This is a genomic window from Corynebacterium sp. MSK071 (assembly GCF_030232125.1).
In the GTDB taxonomy this organism is placed as follows: Bacteria; Actinomycetota; Actinomycetes; order Mycobacteriales; family Mycobacteriaceae; genus Corynebacterium; species Corynebacterium kefirresidentii.
The window spans coordinates 1-16,878 of record NZ_JASPJA010000001.1 but is presented as its reverse complement, the minus strand read 5'-3'; the positions used below and the strand labels follow the sequence as shown (position 1 = coordinate 16,878).

General features: G+C 57.2%; 20 protein-coding genes. 9 read left to right on the top strand and 11 right to left on the bottom strand.

Going from position 1 to position 16,878, the window contains the following annotated elements:
- Positions 1–29: 29 nt before the first annotated feature.
- The gene (locus QP990_RS00100; RefSeq protein WP_023020104.1) at positions 30–1,772 is read left to right on the top strand and encodes an alpha/beta-hydrolase family protein; all 1,743 of its coding nucleotides are present in this window, start codon (positions 30–32) and stop codon (positions 1,770–1,772) included.
- Here QP990_RS00100 and msrA read toward each other — a convergent pair.
- On the bottom strand, positions 1,769–2,416 hold the full coding sequence (msrA, locus tag QP990_RS00095; RefSeq protein ID WP_023020105.1) for a peptide-methionine (S)-S-oxide reductase MsrA: 648 nt from the start codon (positions 2,414–2,416) through the stop codon (positions 1,769–1,771). The genes QP990_RS00100 and msrA overlap by 4 nt on opposite strands.
- Positions 2,417–2,580: 164 nt before the next feature.
- Here msrA and QP990_RS00090 point away from each other — a divergent pair, with 164 nt between their 5' ends.
- Positions 2,581–3,183 carry a superoxide dismutase gene (locus QP990_RS00090; protein WP_005325362.1) on the top strand — a complete coding sequence of 201 codons (603 nt, stop codon included), beginning with the start codon at positions 2,581–2,583 and terminating at the stop codon, positions 3,181–3,183.
- A 43-nt stretch (positions 3,184–3,226) separates the two neighbouring features.
- On the opposite strand, the gene QP990_RS00085 is transcribed toward QP990_RS00090, so the two are convergent.
- A complete protein-coding gene (locus QP990_RS00085) occupies positions 3,227–4,081 on the bottom strand; it encodes a LysR family transcriptional regulator (protein WP_023020106.1) in 855 nt (284 codons plus the stop codon).
- Positions 4,082–4,152: 71 nt separating this feature from the next.
- Here QP990_RS00085 and QP990_RS00080 point away from each other — a divergent pair, with 71 nt between their 5' ends.
- Positions 4,153–5,304: an MFS transporter gene (locus QP990_RS00080; protein ID WP_023020107.1), complete on the top strand. Its 1,152-nt coding sequence runs from the start codon at positions 4,153–4,155 to the stop codon at positions 5,302–5,304.
- 10 nt (positions 5,305–5,314) lie between these two features.
- Positions 5,315–6,613 (top strand): copper oxidase, encoded by a 1,299-nt coding sequence (locus QP990_RS00075; protein WP_284797937.1) that lies wholly within the window; start codon positions 5,315–5,317, stop codon positions 6,611–6,613.
- On the opposite strand, the gene QP990_RS00070 is transcribed toward QP990_RS00075, so the two are convergent.
- Entirely contained in the window at positions 6,600–8,033 is a 1,434-nt protein-coding gene (locus tag QP990_RS00070) for a TM0106 family RecB-like putative nuclease (RefSeq protein ID WP_023020109.1), read from the bottom strand. The two genes, QP990_RS00075 and QP990_RS00070, sit on opposite strands and share 14 nt — an antisense overlap.
- 69 nt (positions 8,034–8,102) lie before the next feature.
- Between QP990_RS00070 and QP990_RS00065 the strand changes: the two genes are divergently transcribed.
- Both QP990_RS00065 and QP990_RS00060 read left to right on the top strand, forming a co-directional pair.
- Positions 8,103–8,735, top strand: coding sequence for a DUF6474 family protein (locus QP990_RS00065; protein WP_023020110.1), 633 nt, complete (start codon positions 8,103–8,105; stop codon positions 8,733–8,735).
- A gap of 187 nt (positions 8,736–8,922) precedes the next feature.
- On the top strand, positions 8,923–9,234 hold the full coding sequence (locus tag QP990_RS00060) for an Lsr2 family protein (protein WP_023020111.1): 312 nt from the start codon (positions 8,923–8,925) through the stop codon (positions 9,232–9,234).
- On the opposite strand, the gene QP990_RS00055 is transcribed toward QP990_RS00060, so the two are convergent.
- Together QP990_RS00055 and QP990_RS00050 are read right to left on the bottom strand one after the other, a co-directional pair.
- On the bottom strand, positions 9,231–9,869 hold the full coding sequence (locus QP990_RS00055; RefSeq protein WP_023020112.1) for a response regulator transcription factor: 639 nt from the start codon (positions 9,867–9,869) through the stop codon (positions 9,231–9,233). The genes QP990_RS00060 and QP990_RS00055 overlap by 4 nt on opposite strands.
- Before the next feature lie 37 nt (positions 9,870–9,906).
- The gene (locus tag QP990_RS00050; RefSeq protein WP_284797936.1) at positions 9,907–11,070 is read right to left on the bottom strand and encodes a sensor histidine kinase; all 1,164 of its coding nucleotides are present in this window, start codon (positions 11,068–11,070) and stop codon (positions 9,907–9,909) included.
- Here QP990_RS00050 and QP990_RS00045 point away from each other — a divergent pair.
- Entirely contained in the window at positions 11,069–11,605 is a 537-nt protein-coding gene (locus tag QP990_RS00045) for a DUF2020 domain-containing protein (protein ID WP_034655585.1), read from the top strand. The genes QP990_RS00050 and QP990_RS00045 overlap by 2 nt on opposite strands.
- On the opposite strand, the gene QP990_RS00040 is transcribed toward QP990_RS00045, so the two are convergent.
- Complete coding sequence (locus QP990_RS00040; RefSeq protein WP_023020115.1) at positions 11,602–11,754, bottom strand: hypothetical protein; 153 nt, start codon at positions 11,752–11,754, stop codon at positions 11,602–11,604. The genes QP990_RS00045 and QP990_RS00040 overlap by 4 nt on opposite strands.
- Complete coding sequence (locus tag QP990_RS00035) at positions 11,754–12,416, bottom strand: class E sortase (RefSeq protein WP_023031188.1); 663 nt, start codon at positions 12,414–12,416, stop codon at positions 11,754–11,756. The genes QP990_RS00040 and QP990_RS00035 overlap by 1 nt, the downstream gene beginning before the upstream one ends.
- Positions 12,417–12,449: 33 nt before the next feature.
- Here QP990_RS00035 and yidC point away from each other — a divergent pair, with 33 nt between their 5' ends.
- On the top strand, positions 12,450–13,394 hold the full coding sequence (gene yidC, locus QP990_RS00030; protein ID WP_023020117.1) for a membrane protein insertase YidC: 945 nt from the start codon (positions 12,450–12,452) through the stop codon (positions 13,392–13,394).
- Here yidC and QP990_RS00025 read toward each other — a convergent pair.
- The 4 genes from QP990_RS00025 to QP990_RS00010 form a co-directional block, all read right to left on the bottom strand.
- On the bottom strand, positions 13,351–13,959 hold the full coding sequence (locus QP990_RS00025; protein ID WP_023020118.1) for a TetR/AcrR family transcriptional regulator: 609 nt from the start codon (positions 13,957–13,959) through the stop codon (positions 13,351–13,353). The two genes, yidC and QP990_RS00025, sit on opposite strands and share 44 nt — an antisense overlap.
- A 78-nt stretch (positions 13,960–14,037) precedes the next feature.
- A complete protein-coding gene (locus tag QP990_RS00020) occupies positions 14,038–14,286 on the bottom strand; it encodes a GlsB/YeaQ/YmgE family stress response membrane protein (protein ID WP_005325340.1) in 249 nt (82 codons plus the stop codon).
- 119 nt (positions 14,287–14,405) lie between these two features.
- Positions 14,406–15,305, bottom strand: coding sequence for a universal stress protein (locus tag QP990_RS00015; RefSeq protein WP_023020119.1), 900 nt, complete (start codon positions 15,303–15,305; stop codon positions 14,406–14,408).
- Positions 15,306–15,346: 41 nt separating this feature from the next.
- Entirely contained in the window at positions 15,347–15,490 is a 144-nt protein-coding gene (locus QP990_RS00010; protein ID WP_023020120.1) for a hypothetical protein, read from the bottom strand.
- Here QP990_RS00010 and QP990_RS00005 point away from each other — a divergent pair.
- Positions 15,471–16,481, top strand: a complete 1,011-nt coding sequence (locus QP990_RS00005) for a pseudouridine synthase (protein ID WP_084278933.1) — start codon at positions 15,471–15,473, stop codon at positions 16,479–16,481. The two genes, QP990_RS00010 and QP990_RS00005, sit on opposite strands and share 20 nt — an antisense overlap.
- Positions 16,482–16,878: the final 397 nt, after the last annotated feature.

Sequence of the window (16,878 nt, the reverse complement as noted above, 5' to 3'; positions counted from 1 at the left end):
CCCACCGAAATCTGGGACAATCGGGCATTATGAAACGCGCTCTCCGCCGCGCTGCACTAATCGCTCTTGGCGTAGCCGCGGATCTCACGCCCATCGTCCGTATGACCAGCCGGCAAACCTTACCGCCCAATATGTCGGCTGGAATTTTGGGTGCGGAATTAGCCACGTGGGCAGCAATTTCACCCTCTCTCCTCCCTCGCCCGTGGTGGGTGACTGCCGCCAATGTAGCCATTGGCCAGGGCATCGGACATTTGGGGGCGGCTTCGACAAGCTTCCTACTCAACAGCATTGGTAAGCGCCCCCAGGACCGCCTGGGGCCACAACATCGACAGATCCTGCACCTTGCTATCGGCGCCGGCACCGCCTTTAATGCCGTACTTTCGTTGCGCAACCAGAAAAAGCAGGCGGAGTTAGTAAATAAACAGCTCGTGCGCGGGCCCGTTACGGCGGCGATCGGCTTGGCCGCTGGCACCGCAGGCTATGGCACACTACTGCTTATCGGGGAAGCCACACAGCTGGCCGTTACTAAATTATCGCGCCAGTTGGGACGCTGGGTTCCGGCGCTTATCGCTTGGCCGGTTGTTACCGCAGGACTGAGCCTAACGGCCTTTGCCCTTTCTGATCGCGTGGTTTTTCGGCGCTGGTTGCGCTCACTTTCGCACCAAGCGCAAAGAATCAATAAGCAAATTTTCCCCGGCACCTCCATGCCTTGGGAGCCGGAGCGGTCCGGTAGCCCGTGGTCGCTCGAGCCGTGGTCGGCGCTGGGGCAGCAGGGGCGCCGCTTTGTTTCTAATGGCCCCCGCGCCCGCGATATCCGCATGGCAACGGGAATCAATGCGAAAGAGCCCATCCGCATCTATGCCGGATACATTCCGGGGCGTTCCTTCCGGCAATCCGCAGAGAAAGTTCGCGCCGAACTCGAGCGCACTGGTGCCCTAAGGCGCGAAACTATTGTTATCCAGATGCCTGCGGGTTCGGGATGGATAAATAATTGGGGCGCGTGCTCCTATGAGTTTTTAACCGGCGGTGATTGCGTCACCGTCACCATGCAATATTCCTATCTGCCTTCGGTCTTTGCTTACCTTGTAGATAAAAACGCCCCGAAGCAGGCAGCCCGCGAATTGATTCGGGTGATACAAGAAGAAATAGATAAGCTACCGGAGGAAAACCGCCCTCGGCTCTATTTTGCAGGTGAATCGCTTGGAGCCTACGCCATTATGGATAACTACCATAATGTGGAGGACCTACTTTCTGCCTGCAATGGCGCCGTCTTTTCCGGCCCTCCACGCATGACGCATTTTACCCAGCGTTTGCGCCGAGACATTGGCTCTTTGGAACGTCTGCCCGTTATCGATGGCGGTAAACATGTGCGCTACGCAGCGGCCCCGGACCACACGCTGCACGACGCCTTTGGCAACGACTTCGCCCATACCTGGCGCCGGCCCCGCATGCTCATTGCCCAACACGCTTCCGACGCCATCGTGTGGTGGGACCTGAATCTCCTTGTGCGCAGGCCCACATGGATCCATGAACCGCAGCCGGAGGCCCTGCACGCGGATACCTTCCGGCAGCTGCACTGGGTGCCATTTATTACCTGGTGGCAAATTGGCTTGGACCAAATCAATTCCCTCAACGTCCCCGGCGGGCACGGACACAACTATTTTGAGGAAATGCTCTGGTATTGGGACGAGGTTTTAGGATCCCAATCGCGCCAATCGCTCACCCCAAAGTTGGCTAAGAAGATTGCCCGCTTCATCCGGCGCGACGCTTAATCGCACTTCACCCCGGTGCTGTGGTGCGGGCAGTATCCATTGGGCACCTTATGTAAATACTGCTGATGCTCGTCCTCAGCTAGGTAGTACTCCCCGGAATCTGTATCGGAGAGAAGTTTAACCTCCGTGGTGGTATCTCCGAATCCGAATTCCTTGAGCTTGTTTGCATAGGAATCCACGATGTCCTGGATTTCTGCCCGCTCATCCTCCGTGCGTGGATAGAAGGCAGAGCGATATTGCGTGCCTACATCATTGCCCTGACGGAAGCCCTGGGTGGGATCATGCGCCTCAAGGGCCTGCACCACAAGATCACGCAGGCTGATGCGTTGCGGGTCATAAACCACCTGAACCACCTCGGCATGGTTGGTCAGTCCGCGGCATACCTCGTAATACGTAGGATTCGGGGTAGTGCCACCCGCATAGCCCACCGAGGTGGACTCCACTCCTTCTGTCTCCCAGAACATCTTCTCCGCACCCCAGAAACATCCCAGTGCAATGAGGATGGAGCGCTGCCCTTCTTTCCACGGTCCGGTAATCGGCGTTCCTAAAACAGCATGCGGGGCAGGGGCCAGAATCGGTTCGGCTCGCCCTGACAGGGCTTGGTCTGCGGCAACGAGCTTGGGCTCTGGTTTAAACATCCACATGAGGCATAGCTCCTTCCTTATTCCTTCTTCCCAACGTTGTACTGCGAAAAGCTATTCCACAGCCAGTTAATTTTCGCGCTGGTTCCACAATTCGAATTAATCATGGCGAAATCTTTCAACCGTGCCTATCATCGGGACACGTACCCGAAGAAAGGATTAAATTAATGGCTGTTTACGAACTTCCTGACCTCCCATACGCATTCGACGCACTGGAGCCACACATCTCCGCAGAGATCATGGAGCTCCACCACGATAAGCACCACGCAACCTACGTTGCTGGCGCTAACGCTGCACTCGAGGCGCTCGAGGAAGAGCGCAACGGCGAGGCTAACCCGGATCGTATCCGTGCCCTGTCCAAGAACTTGGCATTTAACCTGGGTGGCCACACCAACCACTCCATCTTCTGGAAGAACCTATCCCCGAATGGTGGCGGCGAGCCAACCGGCGAGCTGGCAGAAGCTATCAACCGCGACTTCGGCTCCTTTGAGAAGTTCAAGGCTCACTTCTCCGCTGCCGCTACCTCCCTGCAGGGCTCTGGCTGGGCAGTTCTGGGCTACGACCACATTGCTGGCCGCCTGATCATCGAGCAGCTGACTGACCAGCAGGGTAATACCTCCATCAACTTCACCCCGCTGCTGATGCTGGATATGTGGGAGCACGCTTTCTACCTGCAGTACAAGAACGTTAAGGCTGATTACGTAAAGGCCGTATGGAACGTCTTCAACTGGGATGACGTTGCTGAGCGCTTCGCTGCAGCCACCAAGTAACTCCTTTTAGTTACACAGGCCGCCCCCTCTGGGGCGGCCTTTTCTATGCCCGGATAAACTCCCGGAATTGCTGCACCGGAGGCGCATCGTCCCCGGCGCGCCACACCAAACCGAGTTCGCGGTACGCCGGCGGCGTAAGGGGAACTAGGCTTCCCACCTGTAGATAAGGATCATCCAGCGGCAAGAGCGCCACCCCAAGGCCGGCCGCTACCAGCCCCGCAACGGTGGTAAGCTCCATCGATTCGAAAACAAGGTGGGGACTAAAGCCGGCATCTTCCGCCAGGGCATCAAGGAGCATGCGCGTGCCATAGCCGGGAAGCATGCCGATGAACGGCTCGGCCGCACATTCCGCAAGATCTACCTCTTGCCGGTGTGCTGCCCAGTGGCCTTCCGGTACCGCAAGACCTAGGCGCTGCACCTTTATCTGGTGCCAGCCCAATGCGGCATTCGGCCGCGGGCCTACCAGCGCGAGGTCGGATTCGCCATTTTCTACTCTGCTCACCAGCTCTTGCGCCGCCCCTTGGTGCAGGCGAATATCCACGTGGGGGTGCAGCTCGCGATAACTTTTGATCAGATCCGGAACCAGCCAGGTGCCGAGCGAGTGCATGAAATCAAGGCGCACGGTACCTCGTTCGGGGTCCATGAGGCGGGCTACATCGTCCCGGCCTGACTCATAGGCGCGGAGCATTTCCCGTCCTGTCGCAGCGAAGACGGTTCCGCGCGAGTTTACATGCAGGGTGTGCCCAGTGCGCTCAAAAAGACGGGCACCGAGGCTTGCTTCTACGCGCTGTACGCGGCGGGTCAGTGCAGATTGGGAAATCCCCAGCTCATCGGCCGCAGCGCCAACCCGACCGTAATCCACCACGGCGAGGAAGCCGCGGATATCTTCAACATTCATGCATGCTCCGCATCGCTTTTTGTAATTTTCCACATTTTACACATGCAGTGCCACAAGGCAGGCTAAATGACATGACTAGAACGCGGCGTGCAACGGTAGCCATGCTCCTAGTGGGCTTGGCCATCTTCTCCAGCCTTTATTCCACCCAAGCTATTCTTCCCACGCTGGTACAAAACATGGGTCTTTCCTCCACCGAGGCGGCCATGACCGTATCGGCCGCTACGGGCGCGCTGGCCCTGTGCGTCGTCCCCGCTTCCATCCTCTCCGAACGCTTCGGCCGCGGCCGTATCCTGCTTATTTCGGCCGTTTCCGCCACCAGCGTGGGGCTCATTGTGCCGCTCGCTGCCGAAGGATGGCATCTTATTTTGCTGCGCGGCCTGCAGGGCGCTCTCCTCTCCGGTGCACCTGCTACCGCGATGGCATGGCTTTCTGAAGAACTCGATGATAAAGCGCTGCCGCGCGCCATGGGGCTCTACATTGCAGGCACCTCCGTCGGCGGCCTTACCGGCCGTCTCATTCCTACCGGGCTGGTAGAGATTTCCACGTGGCGCTGGGCCCTTTTTGGTTCGGCGCTAGTTTCGCTCGCCTTTGCCATCACGTCGTGGCTCCTGCTTCCCGCGCAACGCAATTTCCGGCCGAAATCCATCCATCTCACCAGCGAAAGTCGGGCGCTTTTCGGCCACTGGGCTAACCGGGATTTGGCATTGCTCTTTCTCACCGCGTTCCTCTCTATGGGCACATTTGTCTCCATGTACAACTTCCTGACCTTCCGGCTCATCGATGATTTTGGGTTGGCCCCTTCACTCGCCGGTTTGGCCTTCCTCTTCTATCTTTCCGGCACGTGGTCCTCTGCGCGGGCGGGCTCTCTCGTGGCACGGATCGGGCATGGGAAAACCCTCTGTGCTTCAGCCGCACTTTTTACCCTTGGCATCGCATTATGCGCCGGTAACCTTCCCATGACGCTCCTGGGCATGATCGCCTTTACCGTGGGCTTTTTCGCCGTCCACTCCACTGCCTCCGGGTGGGTAGGCCAGATTGCCACCCATGACCGTGCGGAGGCGTCCTCGATGTACGTATTCTGCTATTATTTCGGCTCTTCTGTGGTGGGAGCGTGTGCAGGCATGCTTTTCGACGCCCTTTCTTGGCCCCTCTTCATTGCCTTCTTCACCGCGGTGGCCCTTAGCCTTAGCGCACTGACTTGGACCAGGATTAAATCCGACTAATATCGGTTTTATGCCTGAGAATAAGTGGTCGGCGCGGACGTGGCACCGAAGGGCCTCTCGGCCCGTATCTCTGTGGATGATGGTCTTCATCCTCGTGGGTGCCACGCATACCCTGGTGCCGAACTACCGATGGGTGCTCATTCACCTGTTCACCCTCGGACTAGTGAGCAATAGCATCATGGTCTGGTCACAGCACCTGACGGAAAAATTCACCCAACAGCGCCTCCCCGATTCCGCCCGGCCCACCCAATTGGGTCGCATCTATGGCCTCAATGCCGGCATCATCATCACGCTACTCGGCCAAGTCCTTATGGAATTCTGGTCCTATCACTGGATAGTCACCCAGGTGGGAGCCACGCTCATTACTCTCATGATGCTTTGGCATGCGGCATCGCTCTTCCGGCAATGGCGCGGCGCCAAAGAAAAGCGCTTCCGGCCGGTGGTGGGCGCCTATGCACTTTCCGCCCTCTGCCTGCCGGTAGGCGCCATGTTTGGCGCACTGCTAGCGGTCCACCCCGGCCACCCTACGCTGCTGCTCGCCCATATCGCCGCCAATATCGGCGGTTTCATCGGCTTGGCAGCGGCCGGCTCCCTCACCATCCTTTTCCCCTCCATTTGGCGCACCCAAGGTATCAATCGCCACATGCGTTCCTCCTTTGCCCTGCTCGCCGTCGGCGTGGCCGCCACCATCATTGGGGCCTTCCTCGGATTCCCCCAGTTGGGCCTAATCATGTACTGCTGCGGTTGGGTACTGAGTCTGCAGCAGTGGCTCGACAACGTGCTCACAGTGGCTAAAGACCCGCGCGATCGCATTACTTTCGCCTCGGTCTCCGTCCTTATGGCCTCGTTATGGCTGGTGCTGTCTTTGGCGTATTACACCGTCCAGCACTTTTTCACCCCTGAACCGGCACTGCCTTCCCTCGCCTTGCTGGTGGGGTTTGCCGGTCAGCTCCTCATCGGCGTCATGAGTTACCTCTTGCCCACCACCATGGGTGGCGGCCCCTCTGCCGTCCGAGCGGGCCTACAGCAGCTAGACAAACTCGGCTTATTGCGTGCCACATTCGTCAATGGCGGGCTACTCATCTGGATCGGTACCGATGTTTCCCTGCTCAAGGTGGCCGCCTCCCTTCTGTGCATCCTTTCTCTGGCTGTCTACCCCGTGCTCATCGCCCGAGCGGTCAAAGCCCAGAAACAGGTCTTAATGAAAAAGGCGGAGGGCCCAGATCCCAAGCCGGGACCTGAATGGAACCAGGTATATATGGGCATAGCGATCCTCGCGGTCGTGTACGCCCTATTTACAGCGCTTTAACCCCCGGTGCTCCGGCATCCATCCACTCGCGTACCGCGCGGGTGGCCTGTACATCGCCGGAGTTATAGTCCAGCAAACGCTGCCGCGCCACGAGGTCCCCGGCTAGCGCCTCGCGCCGCGCATTCACGGATTCTTCGCCGTCGAAATCCTCTTCTGGCCACGTAAACCCAGCCTCAGGCGCAACAACCTTCAGGCCCAGGCCAAAGGGGCCGGCGAAGGATCTTTTAACGTGGGCAAACATATCCACCCACTCGGGCGAGGAGATGAACTCTTCTACCTCCCGCTCATCCACCTCGTGGAAACGCCGCGCGGACATACGCATCCAGTGATTCTCGCCATGGGCAGAGTAGCAATAAGCAGCAAAGGTTTTACCCTGCGCATGCGCCTGCGCCCGCAGATCCATCAGCCAGCGCCAGAAGGCCGCAAAATTTTCCGCCTCGGCGCGCCCTCCTAACGGCTCCCAGGTCACGAAAGGGACATACTCGCCGTCGTACCACGCTCCCCATAGATACGCGCCCTGGTCCAGGTAGGCTTCCATATCCACGTCTACTTCCACGTCCGCCCGCGGAACGTTCACGTCACCGCGGCGCAACAATACTTCCCCGGCGCGCCAGGCGGCTGCAAGGCGGGAGGGTTCGCCCAGGTCGGCGTCGATAAGCGCCTGCACGGAAGTAATACCTCGCTCGCGGTAAGGCTTAGCGCGGTCGCCGGATAAAAAGAGCGAAATATCATCCGCCGCCACCAACTCTGGTTCACACAAAGACCAGAAGCGGCAGCTAGCGCACTCTTTAACCCGTACCGGCGCAGTAGGCAGCGGCTGATTCCACGCGCGTTCCAGATCAAACCTGGCCGTGTCAGTAAAAAATGCTCGCGTGCGATCCTGTCCAATGGCTCCGCCCCGGCCCGAATCAAGCCCTAGATCCTGCAAAGCACGAGCGGCAAAAGCTAAGCGGTAGCCATCCACCGCATGGTGGCGCAGCTTATACGGGGCTTCGAGCGGCTCGCTCAGCCCCAACCTGTGGGTGGGCACCGCCAGCGTCGTCTTCGTGTCATTCTTGCGGGCCACACGATGATTGGAGACGATGATCGGGGTGTATTTATCGCCCTCACGCAGCAGCACATCCACGTGCACCATCCACTCCTCGGTAGCAAAGACCGCATTGGTGATGTGCGTATATCCGGAAACCACAGCCTCAAGGGTGCGCATGGAGCGCTCCCACTCATCGCCTTCTAAATCGATGCGGCGGAAACGACCGGAACCCCTGCGCGGAAGCATCTGCATGACCGCCTCCACGGCGGCGGCGTGGCGCTCCGCCCGGGCAATCGAGGCATGGGTACGCGGCATCTCGGGGTGCGCACGCCGCTGCACTAAGCGGTAACGGCATCCCACAAGGTCCGAAGCAACAACCACATCCTCCACACCGGGTGAGCTTAATAGAATGGCAAGGTAAAGTTGAATCCAGACTCGATCAAACGTGAGGGAAATTAAATGAGCATTCTGAAGAAAATTAAAAAGGCCCGCCAAGAAGCACGCGCACAGGCAAAGGCTGCCAAGACCCGCGCTAAGGCAGAGGTAAAGGCCCAGTCTAAAGACCGCCGTCGCCAGCAAAAGCTCCTGGCCAAGCAGGAAAAGCACCTCATCAAGTCTGAGGAAAAGGGGCTAAAGAAGCGCCGCAAGCACGAGGAGAAGATGGCCAAGAATGAACTGGCCAAGCTCAAGGCCGGCCGTTTTAATTCCGATAACGTCAAGCGCTACGCCGGTGCACTGCGCACCGCCGCTCCCCTGCTGCTGCCACTTCTCTACCGCGGCTACGTAGGCTTGAAAACCGAAGGCGAAAAGCGAAAGGCCGCCAAAGCCGGCGTAACTTCAGACCAGATGGCTTCCTTTTCCGGCTACGGTGCCCCGCTCAAGGCCCGCACCGCAGGTATCCGCAATTCCCTCGATAACACGGATATCCCGGCCGGATTCAAGCGCGATGTGCGCGACCGCCTCCAGGAAGTAGACTCCGCCATCGACAATGCTGAGTTTATGACTAAGCAGCAGCGCCGCCGCGCACACAAGACCATTAGCTCGGAGATTGACTCCATTACTGCGGAAATCCAGCAGCGTCTGGCCCAGTAAAATCATTTATGCCACCACCGAATAGGGGGCGGTGGTGGCATATATTTATTTTCCATAAAGTTCCGGAATTTTTCGGGGAAAGTCTTTTCAGCCAGAAAAAGATGCGGATAATCTTCTAATCGCCCTATCCCTGAAACACCATTAATGCTCTCTTTGCTTGGTGTGCATTTAGAAAATTGGAGGCAAAATGTCCCGCCGTGAAGTGACCCAATTTTACGACGACTTGGACCACACCCTAATTCCCGAAGACCAGCTAGAAGTCATTCACTTCAGCGTGAACGGTCAAAACTACCTTATCGATCTCTCCACGGATAACGCGCGTCGCTTCCATAATCTTCTCGCCCCCTACGTGGATGCCGCCCGCGTTGCCCCGGACATCAATGCACAGCGCGCCAATCCGAGTCAGATCCGCGCATGGGCACGCACCCAAGGGCTGCCAGTGGCGCACCGGGGCAAGATCCCGCAGGACGTCATCGAGGCCTACAACGCTGCCAACTAGAGCACGCCCTGCTCGCGCGCAGCCGCCACGGCGGAGGTGCGCGAACGCACACCCAACTTGTCATAAATGTGCACAAGGTGGGACTTCACGGTGGCCTCAGACAACATAAGATCTTGTCCAATCTGGCGGTTTGAAGCACCGGCTGCCACCAGCTGCAATACTTCTAACTCGCGCGGTGTAAGGGAAGTACGCGGCGTGCGTACGCGAGTCATTAGCCTATCGGCCACGATAGGAGAAAGCGCCGAATCGCCCTCCGCAGTCGAGCGTACCGCCGCGAGCAACTCCTGCGGTGGTGCATCCTTGAGGAGATAGCCCACGGCGCCGGCCTCAATCGCGCCGAGAATATCCGCATCGGTGTCATAGTTAGTGACCACCAGAACCTTGGGCGGGGTGGCCATGGCGGATCGAATCTGCGCGGTAGCCTCCGCACCACCCATAACGCGGGTCCCTTCCACGCCGGCGCCAAAGCGCAGGTCCATCAAGATGACATCGATGCCGCCCGCCTGCGCAGCCGAAACCGCAGCTTCGGCCGTAGCGACCTCCCCTACGACGTCGATATCTTCTGCGCCCTCCAGCACGGAGCGCAAGCCTAGCCGGACGATTTCGTGGTCATCTGCTAATAGGACCCGAATCACGACATTCCTCCTATCGATGTCATTGTCAACCAAAAGTTTAATCTACTCGGCTGTTTAAGGGCATACTAGCTGACACAGCAGTGCCCTCCCCCGGCGCGGATTCAATAATGACCTCCCCGCCTAGCTCCTGCGCGCGGCGCCTGATTGCGGCCAGCCCAATATGTCCCAGCCCTGCAGGGGTACTCTCCACCGCGGCCGGATCAAAGCCCTTGCCATTATCCACCACGTCCAGGCGCACCTCATCGCCCTCATAGGTCACCGTAATCCGGGCGCGGCTCGCCCCTGCATGCTTGACGACGTTCCCCACAGCCCCCTGCGCAATCCGCAATAACGCCGCCTCTACCTTCATGGGCAACTGTTGTACTTCACCTTCGGATTCCACCTCTACGTGGATGTCTCCAGTAGCACCAAAGTTCTCCGCCATGCGGGTCAACGCCGCCTCAAGGGAAGCCTCATTGAGCGTTGGCGGCTGCAAGGCCGCAATCATCGCCCGAGCCTCGTGTAGATTATCCGCGGCCGTCCTTCGGGCCAATTCGATGCGCTCTCGCGCCTTGTCCACGTCCTGCTTATCCAAATCGCGGTCCGCCGAATGCAAAAGCATTTGAATAGAAGACAGCCCTTGGGCAAGGGTGTCATGAATCTCGTGCGCAATGCGCTGACGCTCGGCCACCATGCCAGCATCGCGCTCCGTGGCCGCTAGCTGCGAACGAGTTTCTATCAGCTCCTTATTCATCCGTGACAGCGTACGGAAAGCGTAGGTAATCGCTATCGTCACCAGCGCCGAAACTGCCGGTCCCATCACCCCGCCAAAGGTCAGCCCCTGCGGTATCTGCACCGCCACGGTGATGATTGAGGCTCCAATAACGCAGACTATGCCCGCCGCCATATCCAGCACCGTGAGGTACAGGAAGAACATCGCGAAGACCAAATAGATTGCCGCTGGAGCCACAGAAAGGTCCGCTATCCACAGCACCGATAGGATGCATAGCCATAGGTAGCGCACCGGCCTAACCCAGTTCTCCCCGTACACCGAGCCCGCGAAATATACCGCCGCAAAACCCACCAAGAGCAGCAGGTTAATAATCGCTTGGGAAAGCGGCATCCGCGCCGAGGTGAAAATGCCGACCACCAGCAGGCCAGCGGTGAGGATATGGATGCCGGTGCGGAGTGCATCGGTATCCCGGTCTATTGTGGAGTTCATGCGCAAAAGCCTACTTCCCCTTTTCACCCTAGCCGCTTTTGGGATCGCCGGCTGCGATTCATCCACGCCCGCCCCTGCGCCAAACACCCCGGTAACCCCAGAATCATCGCAAGCACCCGAGGTTAACGTCTCTCAGACCGCGGAGGTCAATGACTGGAGCGATTGCCCCTATATCGGCCCCGGCTGGCTAGAAAAAACCAATGGCCAGCGCCTGACCAAACAGGGCATCGACACGCGCTTTCCCACCCCAGCCTGCGTATTCTGGTCTTATCAGGACGATCCACAAGCCACCGTCATCGTGCGGGATATGCCCACGGCCGAAGACGCTCGCGCCGCAGTGGATTGGGCCGCACCTATCGACGCCACCGAACCCGCCTCTTTTGACGGTTGGGAAGGCGGCCGGGGCGTGGTCGATGAACACGCCGTATACGCCGTGCAGAAGGACACGCACGCGGTGCTGGTCTGGAGCAACCAGCAACAAACGGTTAAATCAGAGCAGATCGCCCACGAGGCGATTGCGAACTTAGGCCTTTAGACCGCGACATCGTTATACGGCATCATTGGCGACAGCCACGGGAATACAACCTCCATCAGCAGGAAGAAAACTCCCACCGCAATGGCGATGGCCAAGATGACTTTCACCGGTGTCGGCCCCGGCAAAAAATTCCATAAAGCGCGATACATTATTTCTCCTCTTTTTCTACTTCCATAGCGTGCACAATCATGCGCTCCGCATTGGAAAATTGCGGGTGGCACGTGGTCAGGGTAAGGATCTCGCGATTCGGCGCGGCGTCAGACTCTGGTACTGGGTTGGTCACTGAGACATCGCCAGGCGTTGTAATATGCCGGCCAACCACGTGGGAATACTCCGGCGGTATTCCGTTAAAGCAATCCACCTGCTCTCCATCAATGGGCAGTACGCGATAGGTGATTCGCTCCGTTTGCGTCTCCACCACGATGTCATCGCAGGTCTCCAGCTTGCCTAGATCATTAAAGGGAGCCCCCTTGCCCACGCGGTGGCCGGCAACGGCAAAGTTTCCCATCTCCCCCGGCATCTGGGAATCTACGTAGCGACCAGGACCGCGGAGCAGATCATCTTCATTGGTGCCCTCAATGATGGCGAAGTGATAGTCAGAACCAAAGGTGGGAATGTAGAGCTGGGCGAATGCCTCGCCCAATTCCGGCTCCATCTTCTGGCGTGGGTTCCTCCATTGCTCTTCAAGATCGGCACTCGCCTCTTCTTGCAACTGCCCGGATTCTACATTTGTCCAATAGGCTTCATAGAATGCAAAGAGTAAAAGAACCACGCCAATGGTTAGCATGAGTTCCCCAAGAACTTTAGTCATGCCTTAGACCATACTGCCCATGAAAGGTTAAGTATGTACGAAGTCTTCATGTACCCGGTTTCTGGAATCATGAAATTCTGGCACTGGATCGTCAGCAGCTTCGTCAGTGAATCCACGGCTTGGCTGATCTCGATCATTCTGCTCGTTATCACCGTGCGTGGCGTCGTTGTCCCCCTGAACTGGATTTCCGTACGTTCCGCCCGTATCGGCGCACTCATCCGCCCAGAAAACAACCGCATCAAAAAGCAGATGAACAACGCCACCACTACCGAGGAAATGGTGGAGCTCATGCAAGAGGAAAAGAACCTCATGAAGAGCTACAACTATAACCCTGCAGCGGGCTGTTTTCCCCCACTCATCATGATCCCGGCCTTCATCGGCCTCTACCAGGTGCTCCTGCGCATGTCTAATATCGAGCGCGGCTCCACCACCGTGGGAATGCTGAATGCCTCCGATGTGTCGGCCTTCCGCCAAACTACCTTCTACGGCGCCCCGTTGACGGATTTCGCCCGCGAACACGGCGACCTCATCAACCCCATCTTGATAGCCGCTATTACCTTTACCATGGCTAATTCTGTTATTTCTCTGGTGCGCAGCTTCCGCACCACTCAGTTTGATCAAAAGGTCAACCGTCGCGTCTTCATCATCATGGGCTTTTTGCTCTTAGTCATCCCATTCTTCCTATGGCACTTGGCCCAAACCGGACCAATCCCGGTAGCAATCATTCTCTACTGGGGCTGCGCGTATCTCTTCACGCTGATCCAAACCGCCATGTTTGAGATCATTTTGCACCGCGACTACCCACTTACTGAGGACGTTCATACTATGCGCCGAGACAGCATTCGCCGCTGGCGCAAGCGCGAAAAAGAACCCGCCCTCTCCAAGGAAGAGAAGAAGCGGGTCAACCGGCTACGTATGGAGGCACGAAAGTACCTTAAATCGAATAATCAGCAGGGGGAGCAGAAAGCATCTGAGTAGCCAGTTCGCGAGCCGTCTGCAGCGGCCCAATCTCCTTGGTGAGCCGAGCGCCGGCGCGACCACCATCCAAGAAGATCAAAAGCTGGCTCGCCTGCGAAGAGGATGGGTACCCATTGCGCTCAGTCAACAATGCCGTCAAGGTAGAGTGCACCCAGTTACGGTGCTCAATACATGCGGCCACGATCCCGTGCTCAGCTTCAGTTTCTGGTCGCGGGTATTCTCCGGCCGCATTCAAAAAGTGGGATCCGCGGAAATCCTGCTTGGGTTCTTCCTCAATCGCTTTATCAAAAAAGGCCAGGATCTTTTGATCCGGATCCGTCATCTCCGCAGTGCGCTGCTCCCAATCCTGGCGGAACTTCTCGTCCAAAGCTTCCACATAGGCGATTACGAGCGCATCCTTGGAACCAAATAAGGAGTACAAAGAAGCCTTAGCTACATCCGCCTCACGCAGGATACGGTCAATTCCGATGACACGAATGCCCTCGGTAGTAAAGAGCTTGGTCGCCGATTCCAGCAGCCGACTACGCGGGCTGGGCCGATTACGACGCGACTTCTTTTCTGCCATGGTTTCCTCTCTAAAACGACAAAGCCGGTTCATCTATACCTTATAGACAAACCGGTTTGTACGCGAATTAGATTCGGGCTACTTCTTAATGAGCCCCACGATCCACAACAGGATACAAGCACCACCGGTAGCAGCAATCAAGGAGAAGATCCATCCGCCTTCCTCAATGTTCAGGAAGTGGATAATCATTCCGCCGATAATGCCGCCCAGCACACCAACAATAAGGTTGGTCAACAAGCCATGGTCGCGCTTCATAATCTTTTCTGCCAGCCAGCCAGCAATAATACCGATAACAATCGAGCTAAAAAGCCCCAAACCCAAATTCATGCAATCCTCCTAAATTAACGGGTACACTCCAACGTACACGAGCGAACCGGCCCTAGGGGGGTACGCAACAACAAAGGTGCTCCGCCTACATGGGCGGAGCACCTTATACGCAGTAGCTTTTAGTTGTCCTCATCCGGGCGAACAACCATCATCGGGCATGGTGCAGACTGCAGCAATGCGCGAGAGGTCGAGCCCAAGAGCATACCCTTAAAGCCGCCGCGGCCATGGGAGCCCACAACCAGAAGCTGCGCACCTTCTGCGGCTTCGGTCAAAGCGCTCACTGGACGATCCCGGGTGATAAGCTGCTTGACCTCTACGTCTGGGTACTCCTCGCGCGGCTCCTTGAGGTTTTCAGCCAACAGCTCGCTCTGCTCCTTCTCGATATCAGCCCACTCAGACTGGGCGGCCGAAAGACCAGCCAAGGAAGCCTGTACCTGCATATCCATCCAGGTGTGAACCGCAATCAAAGCGGCGCCACGAGCCTGCGCCTCACGGAATGCATAAGCAGTGGCCTTCTGCGAGACCTCAGAGCCATCCACACCGACCACAACAGGACCGTACTTGGTGGATTCCGTAACGTGATTATCTTCGCGAACGACAACCACTGGGCAAGAAGCGTGGGAGACAACCGAAGCGGAGACAGAGCCCATCACCATGCCAGACAAGCCACCCATGCCGCGGGAACCCATGACGATCATGGTGACATCATGCGACATTTCCAGCAGCATATCGATCGGGGAGCCCTCAGCCACCGTATGACCAATCTTCAGCTCTGGGGCAACCTCATGAGCGATAGCGCGAGCCTCTTCGATCTTTTCCAGCGTCTCGGCCTGCAAGTCATCGAAAAGTTCCTTCGGCGGAACCATGCCCTCTGCGTACAAGAACTGCGGCATGGTGTAGCTCGATGCAATTCGAAGAGGAATCTCGCGCTTCATAGCCGTATTTGCGGCCCAGCGGACTGCATTCTTGGATGCTTCCGAACCGTCAACGGCAACGACTACAATGTCTTCCTTGGCCATGATGTGTCCTTTCCGTGGTTATACCTTAATTGTAGTACGGATTAGGCTTGAGGGTTGATGGTTGCGGCCTCAGAATTCGACGGGAACATAACGGTGTAAACAAATTCCAAGACGGTGCGAATTACGGCGCCGATACCTTCAGAGAAAAAGGCAACAACCGGTTCAATGAGAGAGTTAAAATCCATGGACAAAACCTTAGTACATCGCAGAAAAGGTTTCACGCCTTTACCGATTAAAGACGGCCTAAACCCAACCCGCGTGCGCACCCCTGAGGCAAACATAACCGCCTGGGATTTTCTTAGTGCAGTAATCTCGGCACAACGCCACCGGCATCCTCACGATGACGCCGCCGCGCTCCAAGCGCGCTTTGACTCCGGCGAGGTGGTCCTACGCGACCAAACCCAGCTCCGACCGGAATCCGTCTTGCGCCAAGATGAGGACGTCTTTTTCTACCGCATGCCGGCACCCGAGATACCGGTGCCTTATGACATCCCCGTTCTCTATGAAGATGAACACATTCTCATCGCCGATAAGCCACCGTTCATGGCCACCATGCCACGGGCGCGACATATCGTACAGACCGCTACAGTCCAGCTGCGGCGAATGACCGGAAATAGCGAACTAGCACCAGCACACCGTCTAGACAGACTTACATCCGGAATCTTGCTATTTACCAAACACCGTGAGGTGCGCGGTGCCTACCAAACCCTTTTCGCTGAAAAGAAAGTCGCAAAAACCTATCAAGCGATCGCCAAATACCGGCGCTTTCCGACGCCCCTCCAATGGTCCTCGCACCTCACCAAGACCCCCGGCGAAATCCAGGGCCGAATTGGCGACGGTCCCCCTAATGCGTTCACTACCCTCGCTTCAGTCGACCGCATAGACAATGCCCCTTATGAAAAACTACACGGCCACCTGCCAGAATTAGGAATTTACTCATTAAACCCCACCACGGGTAAGACCCATCAATTGCGTCTCCATATGTGGCAAGCAGGCGTACCTATCCTGGGTGACCCAGTCTATCCAGAAATCTTTCCCGAAGAAGCAGAGGATATGCGTATCCCCATGCACCTAACGGCCACGCGCATCGAATTTACTGATCCCCTGAGTGAAAAGCCGCGCGAGTTTGAGTCCGCCCTGCCGCTATACACACACCGTCTCATCGATTTTCAGTAGCACAAGCCCGGTACGCCGAGCCTCGTGCTAGCGGCTTCTCGATGGCCTATGTTGAAACCGATGGCTGCTACAGGATAGGCAGTGTGGTGGTAGTAAAAATAGCTCAATAGCCCGAGACTGCATAGACAGCTCGGGGCACCCTTGCCACGTTGTGGGCCGGTGACAAGATGTGAGTCCGCCCAGACTCTCCCCTCCATAGCCTTCAGCCGTACTCTTGGCTTTGCAGATGAGGCCTTCCACCGGCCGGGAGGGCTGGTAAAACGCAAAAAGAAGAGGGCGGTGGTATACCGTCCTCTTCTTCTTTGTTGTATTTTGTTGTGTTTGTTGTTTGGTGTCGGCGGTGACTTACTCTCCCACAACCTCCCGGTTGCAGTACCATCAGCGTGTGCAGGCTTAG

Coding starts and splice junctions, on each gene's coding strand:
- QP990_RS00010 (WP_023020120.1), bottom strand. CDS start 15,490: ATGGATTTTAACTCTCTCATTGAACCGGTTGTTGCCTTTTTCTCTGAA.
- QP990_RS00085 (WP_023020106.1), bottom strand. CDS start 4,081: ATGAATGTTGAAGATATCCGCGGCTTCCTCGCCGTGGTGGATTACGGT.
- QP990_RS00045 (WP_034655585.1), top strand. CDS start 11,069: ATGCGCAAAAGCCTACTTCCCCTTTTCACCCTAGCCGCTTTTGGGATC.
- QP990_RS00040 (WP_023020115.1), bottom strand. CDS start 11,754: ATGTATCGCGCTTTATGGAATTTTTTGCCGGGGCCGACACCGGTGAAA.
- QP990_RS00075 (WP_284797937.1), top strand. CDS start 5,315: ATGCCTGAGAATAAGTGGTCGGCGCGGACGTGGCACCGAAGGGCCTCT.
- yidC (WP_023020117.1), top strand. CDS start 12,450: ATGTACGAAGTCTTCATGTACCCGGTTTCTGGAATCATGAAATTCTGG.
- QP990_RS00060 (WP_023020111.1), top strand. CDS start 8,923: ATGTCCCGCCGTGAAGTGACCCAATTTTACGACGACTTGGACCACACC.
- QP990_RS00065 (WP_023020110.1), top strand. CDS start 8,103: ATGAGCATTCTGAAGAAAATTAAAAAGGCCCGCCAAGAAGCACGCGCA.
- msrA (WP_023020105.1), bottom strand. CDS start 2,416: ATGTGGATGTTTAAACCAGAGCCCAAGCTCGTTGCCGCAGACCAAGCC.
- QP990_RS00005 (WP_084278933.1), top strand. CDS start 15,471: ATGAGAGAGTTAAAATCCATGGACAAAACCTTAGTACATCGCAGAAAA.
- QP990_RS00025 (WP_023020118.1), bottom strand. CDS start 13,959: ATGGCAGAAAAGAAGTCGCGTCGTAATCGGCCCAGCCCGCGTAGTCGG.
- QP990_RS00100 (WP_023020104.1), top strand. CDS start 30: ATGAAACGCGCTCTCCGCCGCGCTGCACTAATCGCTCTTGGCGTAGCC.
- QP990_RS00050 (WP_284797936.1), bottom strand. CDS start 11,070: ATGAACTCCACAATAGACCGGGATACCGATGCACTCCGCACCGGCATC.
- QP990_RS00035 (WP_023031188.1), bottom strand. CDS start 12,416: ATGACTAAAGTTCTTGGGGAACTCATGCTAACCATTGGCGTGGTTCTT.
- QP990_RS00020 (WP_005325340.1), bottom strand. CDS start 14,286: ATGAATTTGGGTTTGGGGCTTTTTAGCTCGATTGTTATCGGTATTATT.
- QP990_RS00015 (WP_023020119.1), bottom strand. CDS start 15,305: ATGGCCAAGGAAGACATTGTAGTCGTTGCCGTTGACGGTTCGGAAGCA.
- QP990_RS00080 (WP_023020107.1), top strand. CDS start 4,153: ATGACTAGAACGCGGCGTGCAACGGTAGCCATGCTCCTAGTGGGCTTG.
- QP990_RS00090 (WP_005325362.1), top strand. CDS start 2,581: ATGGCTGTTTACGAACTTCCTGACCTCCCATACGCATTCGACGCACTG.